This is a genomic window from Zobellella sp. An-6, assembly GCF_052487945.1.
In genome coordinates, this window is sequence record NZ_CP199259.1 from 3,837,787 (window position 1) to 3,850,735 (window position 12,949).

At 60.7% G+C, this 12,949-nt stretch carries 9 protein-coding genes; 1 reads left to right on the forward strand and 8 read right to left on the reverse strand.

Features of this window, described 5'->3' with window-relative positions; all coding sequences use genetic code 11:
* Positions 1 to 71 precede the first annotated feature (71 nt).
* Entirely contained in the window at positions 72 to 530 is a 459-nt protein-coding gene (locus ACT7DK_RS17950; protein ID WP_445401570.1) for a copper chaperone PCu(A)C, read from the reverse strand.
* An 84-nt stretch (positions 531 to 614) separates the two neighbouring features.
* On the opposite strand from ACT7DK_RS17950, the gene ACT7DK_RS17955 reads away from it, so the two are divergent.
* Positions 615 to 1,367, forward strand: a complete 753-nt coding sequence (locus tag ACT7DK_RS17955) for an enoyl-CoA hydratase-related protein (protein ID WP_445401572.1) — start codon at positions 615 to 617, stop codon at positions 1,365 to 1,367.
* Between the two features lie 63 nt (positions 1,368 to 1,430).
* Here the strand turns inward: ACT7DK_RS17955 and rpoC are convergent, their stop codons facing one another.
* The 7 genes from rpoC to nusG form a co-directional block, all read right to left on the reverse strand.
* On the reverse strand, positions 1,431 to 5,642 hold the full coding sequence (rpoC, locus tag ACT7DK_RS17960; RefSeq protein ID WP_445401574.1) for a DNA-directed RNA polymerase subunit beta': 4,212 nt from the start codon (positions 5,640 to 5,642) through the stop codon (positions 1,431 to 1,433).
* 85 nt (positions 5,643 to 5,727) lie between these two features.
* The gene (rpoB, locus tag ACT7DK_RS17965) at positions 5,728 to 9,756 is read right to left on the reverse strand and encodes a DNA-directed RNA polymerase subunit beta (RefSeq protein ID WP_445401576.1); all 4,029 of its coding nucleotides are present in this window, start codon (positions 9,754 to 9,756) and stop codon (positions 5,728 to 5,730) included.
* A 224-nt stretch (positions 9,757 to 9,980) separates the two neighbouring features.
* Positions 9,981 to 10,346, reverse strand: a complete 366-nt coding sequence (gene rplL / locus ACT7DK_RS17970; RefSeq protein WP_094039539.1) for a 50S ribosomal protein L7/L12 — start codon at positions 10,344 to 10,346, stop codon at positions 9,981 to 9,983.
* A gap of 54 nt (positions 10,347 to 10,400) precedes the next feature.
* Complete coding sequence (rplJ, locus tag ACT7DK_RS17975) at positions 10,401 to 10,904, reverse strand: 50S ribosomal protein L10 (protein ID WP_445401579.1); 504 nt, start codon at positions 10,902 to 10,904, stop codon at positions 10,401 to 10,403.
* Positions 10,905 to 11,142: 238 nt separating this feature from the next.
* Positions 11,143 to 11,841: a 50S ribosomal protein L1 gene (gene rplA, locus ACT7DK_RS17980; RefSeq protein ID WP_445401581.1), complete on the reverse strand. Its 699-nt coding sequence runs from the start codon at positions 11,839 to 11,841 to the stop codon at positions 11,143 to 11,145.
* A 4-nt stretch (positions 11,842 to 11,845) separates the two neighbouring features.
* Positions 11,846 to 12,274 (reverse strand): 50S ribosomal protein L11, encoded by a 429-nt coding sequence (rplK, locus tag ACT7DK_RS17985; protein WP_445401583.1) that lies wholly within the window; start codon positions 12,272 to 12,274, stop codon positions 11,846 to 11,848.
* Positions 12,275 to 12,404: 130 nt separating this feature from the next.
* Entirely contained in the window at positions 12,405 to 12,947 is a 543-nt protein-coding gene (gene nusG / locus ACT7DK_RS17990) for a transcription termination/antitermination protein NusG (RefSeq protein ID WP_445401585.1), read from the reverse strand.
* Positions 12,948 to 12,949: the final 2 nt, after the last annotated feature.

The window sequence follows — 12,949 nt, forward strand, 5'->3', positions numbered from 1 at the left end:
AACAATAAAGAATAAAAGATGATTTTTTATATCATCAGGTAATAACAGACCTTATTTCTTCGGCTTACTCCTTAATGCTGATGGTCGTGGCCAGCAGCGGCCTGGGACGGCGCCCGGATATCCCTGACCGGCAGGGTCAGTTGCTCGGTGTCGCCGTTGTCCCAGCGCAGTTCCAGGCTGACCTCATCCCCCGCCGCCAACGGCTGTTTCACGCCCAGCAGCATGATGTGCAAGCCGCCCGGCTGCAGGCTGACCCTTTCACCGGCCGGCACCGCTATCCGCTCCACCTCCCGCATCCGCATCACCCCTTCCTGCTCCAGCACGGTGTGCAACTCCGCCTTCTCCGCCTGGGGCGACTGGACGGCGACCAGGGCCAGTTCCCGATCGCCGTTATTTTCCAGCTGCATAAAGACGGCGGTATTGGGTCCCATCGGCGGGGTCGCCCTTACATAGCCCTCGCTGACGGTCACCTGAGCCCAACTGGCGCCGCTTAACAAAACCAGGCCGAAGAGGTATCCGACTTTTTTCATCTGTGTTTTCCTTGTGCTACGAAGAGAACAAAGCTTACCCCAAGGGGAAAGGCCAGACCATGATGTAACGCATAAGGAGCCGTGATGAACACAGAACACGGGCAGGACGGCGACGGTGTCCGCCATATCCGCCTCAACCGACCGGAAAAGCGCAATGCCCTGGATCTGGCCCGCTACCAGTGGCTCAGGGAACAGTTGCGGAGCGCCATCGAAGATCCCGGGGTCAGGATCATCGCCTTCGCTGCCGAAGGCCCCGACTTCTGTGCCGGCAACGATTTGGCCGACTTTCTCGCCGGCCCCGAACTCGGCCCCGAGCACCCCATCATCGAGCTGCTGCACGCTCTGGCGGACTGCCCCAAGCCGCTGCTGGCCGGGGTGCAGGGCAATGCGGTCGGCATTGGCGCCACCCTGCTGCTGCACATGGATCTGGTGCTGCTGGCCGAGGACGCCCGGCTCAGCTTTCCCTTTGTCGATCTGGGGCTGGTACCGGAGTTCACCTCCAGCCTGCTGCTGCCCCGACGTCTCGGCCATGTGCGCGCCTGCCAGTTGCTGCTGCTGGGCGACAGCCTGGATGCCGCTACCGCCCGGGACTGGGGCCTGGCCAACCAGTTGGTGGCAACCACCGAGCTGCCGGCACGGCTGGAAGAGACGGCGCGCCGGCTGGCGGCCAAGCCCACCCGGGCCTTGCTGGCCAGCAAGGCCCTGCTCAAGGCCCCGGAGCAGACGCTGCTGCACCGGGCCATCGACCAGGAAATCGAGGTGTTCCGCCAGGCCCTGGCCGGCGACGAGGCCCAGGCCCTCATCGCCGCCCTGCTGGCCCGGATAGGCGGACGCTGAACGGCGGACATAAAAAAGGGCCCCCTTGCGGGAGCCCTTGTCTTATCAGCGAGTCGAGATAACTTATTCGTCGTTGCCGCCGGCGGCGTTGAGCAGATCGGCCAGACTCTGCTCGGCTTCGTCCGCCGAAATCGGTACCGGCTGCTCCGGCTGACGTTTGGCCTGGCGGCCCTGGTGGTAGGCAAAGCCGGTACCGGCCGGTACCAGACGACCCACGATCACGTTTTCCTTCAGACCGCGCAGGTCGTCGACCTTGCCGGACACCGCCGCTTCGGTCAGCACCCGGGTGGTTTCCTGGAAGGAAGCCGCCGAGATAAAGGATTCGGTGCTCAGCGACGCCTTGGTGATGCCCATCAGCACGTGCCGGTAGCTGATCAGGCGCTTGCCCTCGGCTTCCAGTGCCCGGTTGGCCTGGCGGATCCGCACCACTTCGGCCTGTTCGCCTTCGATAAAGTCGGAGTCACCGGCATCCATGATCTCGGCACGGCGCAGCATCTGACGGACGATGGTCTCGATGTGCTTGTCGTTGATCTTAACGCCCTGCAGACGGTAAACCTCCTGCACCTCGTTGACGATGTAGTTCGCCACCGGGCTGATACCGCGCAGGCGCAGGATATCGTGGGGAGATTCCGGGCCGTCGGCCAGCACTTCGCCCTTCTCGACCTTCTCACCCTCGAACACGTTGAGGTGACGCCATTTCGGGATCATCTCTTCGTAGGCCTCGCCCCCTTCCAGCGGGGTGATCACCAGGCGGCGCTTGCCCTTGGTCTCTTTCCCGAAGGAGATGGTGCCGGATACCTCGGCCAGGATGGCCGGCTCTTTCGGCTGACGGGCTTCGAACAGGTCGGCAACCCGCGGCAGACCACCGGTGATGTCCTTGGTACCGCCGGATTCCTGCGGGATACGCGCCAGGGCGTCACCCACGTTGAGCACGGCACCGTCTTCCAGGCTGACGATGGCACGACCGGGCAGGAAGTACAGGGCCGCCAGGTCGGTACCGGGGATGAACACGTCCTTGCCGGACTCGTCCACCAGCTTCACGGTCGGGCGCAGTTCCTTACCGGCACTGGGACGCTCGTTCACATCCATCACCACGATGCTGGACAGACCGGTCAGTTCGTCGGTCTGGCGGCTGATGGTGATGCCGTCGATCATGTCGATGAACTTGATGCGGCCCGCCACCTCGGTGACGATGGGGTGGGTGTGTGGATCCCAGTTGGCCACGATCTGGCCGGCCTGTACGGTTTCGCCGTCGGCTTTCTCCAGCAGGGCACCGTAGGGCAGCTTGTGGTTTTCCCGGGTCTGGCCCATGTCGTCGATGATGGTCAGCTCGGAAGAGCGGGACACGATCACCGTCTTGCCATCGGCGTTGGTAACGAACTTGGCGTTCTGCAGCTTGACGGTACCGCTGTTCTTGACCTGGATGCTGCTCTCGGCCGCCGCCCGCGATGCCGCACCACCGATGTGGAAGGTACGCATGGTCAGCTGGGTACCCGGCTCACCGATGGACTGGGCGGCGATAACGCCGACCGCCTCGCCCTGGTTGACCAGGTGGCCACGGGCCAGATCGCGACCGTAACAGTGGGCGCAGACGCCGTGGTCGTTGTCACAGGTGATGACGGAACGCACCTTGACCCGATCGACGGAGTTGCCTTCCAGCACGTCACACCACTTCTCGTCGAGCAGGGTGTTGCGGGCGACCAGCACTTCCTCGTCGGTACCGGGCTTGATCACGTCCTCGGCCACTACCCGGCCCAGCACGCGCTCGCGCAGGGGCTCGACCACGTCGCCGCCTTCGATCAGCGGGGTCATCCACAGACCTTCGTGGGTGCCACAGTCGTCGGAGGTGATCACCAGATCCTGGGCCACGTCCACCAGACGACGGGTCAGGTAACCGGAGTTCGCGGTCTTCAGCGCCGTATCCGCCAGACCCTTACGGGCACCGTGGGTGGAGATGAAGTACTGCAGTACGTTCAGACCTTCGCGGAAGTTCGCGATGATCGGCGTCTCGATGATGGAGCCGTCCGGCTTGGCCATCAGGCCCCGCATACCGGCGAGCTGACGGATCTGGGCGGCACTACCCCGGGCGCCGGAGTCGGCCATCATGTAGATGCTGTTGAAGGAGTCCTGCAGCTCTTCCTGGCCGTCACGGTTGACGACCACGTCCTTCGACAGGTTTTCCATCATCGCCTTGGACACCCGCTCGTTGGCGCTGGCCCAGATGTCGATAACCTTGTTATAGCGCTCGCCCGCGGTCACCAGACCTGACTGGAACTGATCCTGGATTTCGGTGACTTCGGCTTCGGCCTCTTCGATGATGTCCTTCTTGGCATCCGGGATCACCATGTCGTTGATGCCGACGGACACGCCGGACAGGGTGGCGTAATGGAAGCCGGTGTACATCAGCTGGTCGGCGAAGATGACGGAGTCCTTCAGGCCCAGACGGCGGTAACAGCCGTTCAGCAGCCGGGAGATCTGCTTCTTGCCCATGGCCTGGTCGACCATGCCGAAGGGCAGGCCCTTGGGCACGATCAGGGACAGGATGGCGCGGCCGATGGTGGTGTCACGGATGGCGGTCTTTTCCACCATGGTGCCGTCTTCCATCTTCTCGAAGTCGGTGATGCGCACCTTGACCCGGGCGTGCAGCTCGGCGTGGCCGGCGCGGTAGACCTTCTCGGCCTCCTTGGCGCTGGTCAGCAGCATGCCCTCGCCCTTGGCGTTGATCTTTTCCCGGGTCATGTAGTACAGACCCAGCACCACGTCCTGGGACGGGACAATGATCGGTTCGCCGTTGGCCGGTGACAGGATGTTGTTGGTGGACATCATCAGCGCACGGGCTTCGAGCTGGGCTTCCAGGGTCAGCGGTACGTGGACCGCCATCTGGTCACCGTCGAAGTCGGCGTTGTAGGCCGCACACACCAGGGGGTGCAGCTGGATGGCCTTGCCTTCGATCAGCACCGGCTCGAATGCCTGGATCCCCAAACGGTGCAGGGTCGGTGCCCGGTTCAGCAATACCGGGTGTTCGCGGATGACGTCGTCCAGGATATCCCAGACCACGGCTTCCTCGCGCTCGACCATCTTCTTGGCCGCCTTGATGGTGGTGGCCAGGCCACGGGCTTCCAGCTTGCCGTAGATGAAGGGCTTGAACAGCTCCAGCGCCATCTTCTTGGGCAGGCCGCACTGGTGCAGGCGCAGGGTCGGGCCCACGGTGATCACGGAACGGCCGGAGTAGTCGACCCGCTTGCCCAGCAGGTTCTGACGGAAACGCCCCTGTTTACCCTTGATCATGTCGGCCAGGGACTTGAGCGGACGCTTGTTGGAGCCAGTAATGGCGCGGCCACGACGACCGTTATCCAGCAGGGCGTCGACGGACTCCTGCAGCATGCGCTTTTCGTTGCGCACTATGATATCGGGCGCGGCCAGATCCAGCAGGCGCTTGAGACGGTTGTTGCGGTTGATGACGCGACGGTAGAGATCGTTCAGATCCGAGGTCGCGAAGCGACCGCCGTCCAGGGGCACCAGCGGACGCAGGTCCGGCGGCAACACGGGCAGCACCGTCATCACCATCCACTCGGGCTTGTTGCCGGAGAAGTGGAAGGCTTCCATCAGCTTGAGGCGCTTGGTGATCTTCTTGCGCTTGGTTTCGGAGTTGGTCTGATCCAGCTCCTCGCGCATGGTGTTGATCTCGCCTTCCAGATCGATGCCGCGCAGCAGGGCCAGCACCGCTTCGGCGCCCATCTTGGCGTCGAATTCGTCACCCCACTCTTCCAGCGCGTCCAGATACTGCTCTTCGGACAGCATCTGGCCGCGCTCCAGGTTGGTCATGCCCGGCTCGATCACCACGAAGGATTCGAAGTAGAGCACCCGCTCGATGTCGCGCAGGGTCATGTCCAGCAGCAGGCCGATACGGCTCGGCAGGGATTTCAAAAACCAGATGTGGGCGACCGGGCTGGCCAGCTCGATGTGGCCCATGCGCTCGCGGCGCACCTTGGTCTGGGTAACTTCAACGCCGCACTTCTCGCAGATCACCCCGCGGTGCTTGAGGCGCTTGTACTTGCCACACAGACACTCATAGTCCTTGACCGGACCGAAAATCCGGGCACAGAAAAGGCCGTCACGCTCCGGCTTGAAGGTACGGTAGTTGATGGTCTCAGGCTTCTTGACTTCGCCATAGGACCAAGAGCGGATCATGTCCGGCGAGGCCAGACCGATTTTGATACCGTCAAACTCTTCAGTCTTACTCTGCGCTTTCAAAAACTTAAGCAAGTCTTTCACGTTAGTCTCCTGTGAGGAGTTCTACCTGGGCGCCCCCCTCCCCTGAAGAAAAGGGGCGCCGTTATTTCCGAGGCAGTCTCTCGCCTTAATTCTCTTCCAGCTCGATGTTGATACCGAGGGAGCGGATTTCCTTCAACAGTACGTTGAAGGACTCGGGCATGCCAGGCTCCATGCGGTGATCGCCGTCCACGATGTTCTTGTACATCTTGGTCCGGCCGTTGACATCGTCCGACTTGACGGTCAGCATTTCCTGCAGGGTATAGGCGGCGCCGTAAGCTTCCAGCGCCCACACTTCCATCTCCCCGAAACGCTGGCCGCCGAACTGGGCCTTACCGCCCAGCGGCTGCTGGGTAACCAGGCTGTAGGAGCCGGTAGAACGGGCGTGCATCTTGTCGTCCACCAGGTGGTTCAACTTCAGCATGTACATGTAGCCCACGGTGACCGGGCGCTCGAAGGTGTTACCGGTCCGGCCGTCGTACAGGGTGATCTGGCCGGACTCCGGCAGATCCGCCAGCTTCAGCAGGCGCTTGATCTCGTGCTCGCGGGCACCGTCGAAGGCCGGCGTGGCGATCGGCATGCCCTTGCGCAGGTTCTCGGCCAGCACCCGAACCTCGTCGTCGGAGAAGGTGGACAGATCCACTTTCTGCCGTACTCCGTCACCCAGATTGTAGACCTCCTGGATGAAGTCGCGCAGACGGGCGATCTCCTGCTGCTCCTTGATCATGCGGTCGATCTTCTCGCCGATGCCCTTGGCCGCCAGGCCGAGGTGGGTTTCGAGGATCTGACCGATGTTCATCCGCGAGGGTACGCCCAGCGGGTTGAGCACGATGTCGACCGGGGTGCCGTGTTCGTCGTGGGGCATGTCTTCGATCGGCACTATGGTGGAGATAACCCCCTTGTTCCCGTGGCGGCCGGCCATCTTGTCGCCGGGCTGGATGCGACGCTTCACCGCCAGGTAGACCTTGACGATTTTGAGCACGCCCGGCGCCAGGTCGTCCCCTTGGGTGATCTTGCGGCGCTTGTTCTCGAACTTCTTGTCGAAGTCGGCCTTCAGCTCGGCGTACTGCTCGGCGATCTGCTCCAGCTCGATCTGTTTGCCTTCATCGTCCAGGGCCTGCTCCAGCAGCTTGGCGCGGGCGATCTTGTCGACCTTGTCGGCGCTCATGCCGGCGGCGATCAGCACGGAACGGGCGCGGGCGAAGATGCCTTCTTCGAGGATGCTGAACTCTTCGGTCAGGTCTTTCTTGGCCTGCTTGAGCTGCATCTGTTCGATGTCCTGGGCACGCTTGTCCTTCTCCACGCCATCGCGGGTAAAGACCTGCACGTCGATGACTGTGCCGTACACGGAGTTGGGCACCCGCAGGGAAGAGTCTTTCACATCGGAGGCCTTTTCACCAAAGATGGCACGCAGCAGCTTCTCTTCCGGGGTCAGCTGGCTCTCTCCCTTCGGAGTGACCTTACCGACCAGGATGTCGCCGGGCTTCACTTCGGCACCCACGTAGACGATACCGGACTCGTCCAGCTTGCTGAGGGCGGCTTCACCCACGTTGGGGATATCGGCGGTGATCTCTTCCGGGCCCAGCTTGGTATCCCGGGAGATGCAGGACAGTTCCTGGATATGAATGGTGGTCAGGCGATCTTCCTGTACCAGCCGCTCGCTCAGCAGGATGGAGTCCTCGAAGTTGTAGCCGTTCCAGGGCATGAAGGCCACGCGCAGGTTCTGGCCCAGGGCCAGTTCGCCCAGGTCGGTGGAAGGGCCGTCGGCCAGCACGTCGCCGCCCAGCACCCGTTCACCCGGCATCACGCAGGGACGCTGGTTGATGCAGGTGTTCTGGTTGGAGCGGGTGTACTTGGTCAGGTTGTAGATGTCGATACCGGCTTCGCCCGGCAGCATCTCTTCCTCGTTGACCTTGACCACGATGCGGGAAGCGTCCACGTAGTCGACCACACCGCCACGCTTGGCAACCACGGTCACACCGGAGTCCACCGCCACGGCACGTTCGATACCGGTGCCCACCAGCGGCTTGTCCGACTTCAGGGTCGGTACCGCCTGACGTTGCATGTTCGAGCCCATCAGTGCCCGGTTGGCGTCGTCGTGCTCGAGGAAGGGGATCAGCGAGGCCGCGACCGAGACGATCTGTTGCGGGCTCACGTCCATGTACTGGACCTGATCGGCATTCATGTAGGTGGCTTCGCCCTTGTGACGGGACGGTACCAGTTCGTCCAGGAGGCGGCCTTCCTCATCGGTGGCGGCGTTGGCCTGGGCGATGACGAAGTGGCCTTCCTCGATGGCGGACAAGTAGTCCACCTCGTCGGTGATCTTGCCGTCCACCACCCGGCGGTACGGGGTTTCGAGGAAACCGTACTCGTTGGTGCGGGAGTAGCAGGCCAGGGAGTTGATCAGGCCGATGTTCGGACCTTCAGGAGTCTCGATCGGACACAGACGACCGTAGTGGGTCGGGTGCACGTCGCGCACTTCAAAGCCGGCACGCTCACGGGTCAGACCGCCCGGGCCCAGGGCCGAGATACGGCGCTTGTGAGTCACCTCGGACAAGGGGTTGTTCTGGTCCATGAACTGGGACAGCTGGCTTGAACCGAAGAACTCCTTCACCGCGGCGGAAATCGGTTTGGCGTTGATCAGATCCTGGGGCATCAGGGTGTCGAGGTCGCCCAGGGACAGGCGCTCCTTCACCGCCCGCTCGACGCGAACAAGGCCGACACGGAACTGGTTCTCGGCCATTTCACCCACGGAGCGAATGCGGCGGTTACCCAGGTGGTCGATATCGTCCACCTCGTCGTTGCCGTTACGGATGGCGATCAGCTGCTTCATCACGTCGACGATGTCGGACTTGGTCAGGGTACCCGGACCGTTCAGCTCTTCGCGGAACAGGCGGCGGTTGAACTTCATCCGGCCCACGGTGGACAGATCGTAGCGATCTTCGGAGAAGAACAGGTTCTCGAACAGGGTTTCGGCCGCTTCACGGGTGGGCGGCTCGCCGGGACGCATCATGCGATAGATTTCCACCAGCGCCTCGAGGCGGGTGCTGGCGGAATCGATACGCAGGGTCTCGGACATGTAGGCGCCGTGATCCAGTTCGTTGGTGAACAGGGTCTCGAACTGCTTGAAGCCGGCCACAGACAGGTTGGCCAGATTTTCCAGACTCAGTTCGCTGTTGGCGGCGACGATCACTTCGCCGGTGTCGGCGTTGATATAGTCCTTGGCCGACACCTTGCCGACGGCATATTCCACCGGCACTTCAATCTGTTCGACGCCGGCTTTTTCCAGCTGACGAATATGGCGGGCGGTGATGCGACGGCCGGTTTCCACCACGGTTTCGCCATCGACCACGATGTCGAAGGAGGCGGTTTCACCACGCAGACGCTCGGGTACCAGTTCCATCATCAGCTTGCCATCGACCACTTCGAACCGGGTGGTATCGAAGAAGGTGGCCAGGATGTCTTCGGTGCTGAAGTCGAGCGCGCGCAGGATAATGGACGCCGGCAGCTTGCGGCGACGGTCGATCCGCACGAAGAGGTTGTCTTTGGGATCGAATTCGAAATCGAGCCAGGAACCACGGTAGGGGATCACGCGGGCATTGTACAGCACCTTGCCGGAAGAGTGGGTCTTGCCGCGGTCGTGATCGAAAAACACACCCGGGCTGCGGTGCAGCTGGGAGACGATTACCCGCTCGGTACCGTTGATCACGAAGGTACCATTCTCAGTCATGAGCGGGATTTCGCCCATGTAGACTTCTTGCTCCTTGATGTCCTTGACAGTGCCGGCGGCGGCTTCTCTGTCGTACAGGACCATCCGCAACTTGACGCGCAGGGGCGCCGAGTAGGTCACGCCACGAATTTGACATTCCTGCACGTCAAACACGGGCTCACCCAGTCGGAAACTGACGTACTGCAACTCGGCAGTGCCGGAATAGCTGGTGATGGGGAAAACGCTGCGAAAAGCCGCTTCCAGACCGTACTCGCCTTGAGGATCTGCTTCAATAAACTGTTTGAAGGAGTCAAGCTGGATTGACAGCAGGTAAGGCGTGTCCAAGACTTGGTCACGCTTACCGAAGTCCTTACGAATGCGTTTTTTCTCGGTATAAGAGTAAACCATAGGGTTCCTCAGCTCGCTGATAAGTGACCCACTCTGTCCAAATGGGACAGCTCTAAAAACATCGTTTTTTGTCAGGCCGGGTCTCTCGACAACACCCGGTGGCTGGAACAACAAGGGGCGCAAACGATGTGAAAATTCCCCTCATCCCACAGCGCAAAAGGGCCGGTGAATAAAGATTCACCAGCCCTAGCCCGATTGCTCAGGCCGCTAAGCTACAGTGTAGCTTATTTGAGCTCAACAGTAGCACCAGCTTCTTCGAGCTCTTTCTTCAGTGCTTCGGCTTCGCCTTTGCTCAGCTGCTCTTTAACAGCGGCAGGAGCGGACTCAACCAGAGCCTTGGCTTCTTTCAGGCCCAGACCGGTAGCGCCACGAACGGCTTTGATAACGGCAACTTTGTTCGCGCCGGCAGCAGCCAGGATCACGTCGAACTCGGTTTGCTCTTCTACGGCAGCAGCAGCTTCGCCAGCAACGGCTACGGCAGCGGCGGCAGAAACGCCGAACTTCTCTTCCATGGCTTCGATCAGTTCAACAACTTGCATTACAGACATTTCTGCAACGGCTTCGATGATTTGGTCTTTAGTGATAGACATGACTCAAATTCCTAATGTTCTGAAGTAGACGGTAATCAAGCAACCAGAAGCGCCTTAGGCAGCTTCGGCTTCTTTCTTGTCGCGCAGGGCAGCAAAAGTACGAACCAGCTTGCCGGCAGAGGCTTCCTTCATGGTAGCCATCAGCTTCGCAATTGCTTCGTCGTAAGTCGGCAGCTTGGCGAGGCGGTCAATTTGGGCCGCGGGGATAAATTCGCCCTCGTAAGCCAGACCTTTCACCTCGAACGCGCTTTGCTCTTTGGCAAAGTCCTTGAACAGACGAGCGGCAGCGCCCGGGTGTTCGTTGGAAAACGCGATCAGGGTGGGACCTACGAATACCTCTTTCAGGCACTCGTAGTTGGTGTCTTCCACTGCCAGGCGAGCCAGGGTGTTACGGACTACCTTGAGGTAGATACCGTTGTCACGGGCTTGCTTGCGCAGGGTGGTCATGGCAGCTACGGTCACGCCGCGAGAATCGGCAACGACTGCAGACAGGGCGCCCTTGGCAGCTTCGTTGACTTCAGCAACAATTGCTTTTTTGTCGTCGAGTCTTAATGCCATTGGCTAAACTCCTGGATTCCACCTGGGATGATCCCAGATTAAACACACGCCCCGGTTATCGGGGCACCAAGGTGGCAGATTCCAGAAGAAAGGAATGCTTTCTAACTGGGTCCCGGCACCATCTACGCTGGAAGATTAAGCCTTGCGGCTCCAGCGGTCTTGGACGGGAGTCGAAGCCCCCAACCAAATAACAAGGCGCAAAATTCTACGAGAAACCTTGCACCTTGTAAATGCTTAATTAAGCAACGTCCAGGCTGGACTGTTCGATTGCCACGCCGGCGCCCATGGTGGTGGACAGGCTGACTTTCTTGATGTACTGGCCTTTGGAGGAAGCCGGCTTGGCACGCTTCAGCGCAGCCAGCAGGGCCTCCAGGTTGCCTTTCAGCTTGTCGTTGTCGAAATCAACCTTGCCGATGGTGGTGTGGATGATACCGTTCTTGTCGTTACGGTAACGCACCTGACCGGCCTTGGCGTTCTGCACGGCTTCGGCCACGTTCGGGGTAACGGTGCCCACTTTCGGGTTCGGCATCAGGCCGCGCGGGCCCAGGATCTGGCCCAGCTGGCCCACCACGCGCATCGCATCCGGAGAAGCGATCACCACGTCGAAGTTCATTTCGCCTTTCTTCACCTGTTCGGCCAGGTCGTCCATGCCGACCAGGTCGGCACCGGCGGCCTTGGCGGCGTCGGCGTTGGCACCCTGGGCGAACACGGCAACGCGCACGTCACGACCGGTACCATGGGGCAACACGGTAGCGCCACGGACGTTCTGGTCGGATTTACGGGCGTCGATGCCGAGGTTAACGGCCACGTCGATGCTCTCAACGAACTTGGCGGTGGCCAGTTCTTTCAGCAGGGAGATGGCTTCGTTGATCTCATAATCTTTGGTGGCGTTCACACGCTCACGGATGGTGCGCATACGCTTGGTCAGTTTTGCCATTGTCTTAGCCCTCCACTACCAGGCCCATGGAACGGGCAGAACCTTCGAGGCAACGCACGCGGGCGTCAACGTCAGCGCCAGTCATGTCCGGCTCTTTGGTCTTGGCAATTTCTTCCAACTGAGCACGGGTCACGGTACCCACCTTGTCTTTGTTGGGCTTGCCGGAACCGGACTTGACGCCGGCGGCTTTCTTCAGCAGGAAGGAAGCGGGCGGGGTCTTGGTCTCGAAAGTGAAGGAGCGGTCGCTGTACACGGTGATCACGACCGGAGTCGGTGCGCCTTTTTCCAGGCTTTCGGTACGGGCGTTGAACGCCTTACAGAATTCCATGATGTTCACGCCGTGCTGACCCAGGGCAGGACCAACGGGCGGACTCGGGTTAGCTGCACCAGCTGCTACCTGCAGCTTGATGTACGCTTGTACTTTTTTTGCCATTTGAAAATTACCTCAAAAATGGGTGATAGCGCCTCGGAGCAATACTCCTCTAACGGCTCCCCAACGTTAAAAGGGCGGCAAATTGTAGTTTTATTTGCCGCCCCCCGCAAGTTTTATGGTTGAAATACGCTCAGGTTTTTTCGACCTGGCCGAACTCCAGCTCCACCGGTGTGGAGCGTCCGAAGATCAGCACGGATACCTTGACCCGGCTCTTCTCGTAATCCACTTCTTCCACCACGCCGTTGAAGTCGGCGAAGGGGCCTTCGGTAACCCGTACCACCTCACCCGGCTCGAACAGAGTCTTGGGTTTCGGCTTGTCCACCGCGTCCTGCAGACGATTGAGGATAGCGTCGGCTTCTTTGTCGGAAATGGGGGCCGGCCGCTCGGGGGTGCCGCCGATAAAGCCCATCACCCGGGGGATGCTGCGCACCAGGTGCCAGGTGGCATCATTCATCTGCATTTGCACCAGCACATAGCCCGGGAAAAACTTGCGCTCGCTCTTGCGCTTCTGGCCGGCGCGCATTTCCACCACCTCTTCGGTGGGCACCAGCACTTCGCCGAACTGATCTTCCATGCCGTGCATCTTGATATGCTCACGCAGCGACTTGGCGACACGGCCTTCATATCCGGAAAACGCCTGGACCACATACCAACGCATTCTTTGTTCTGACATGG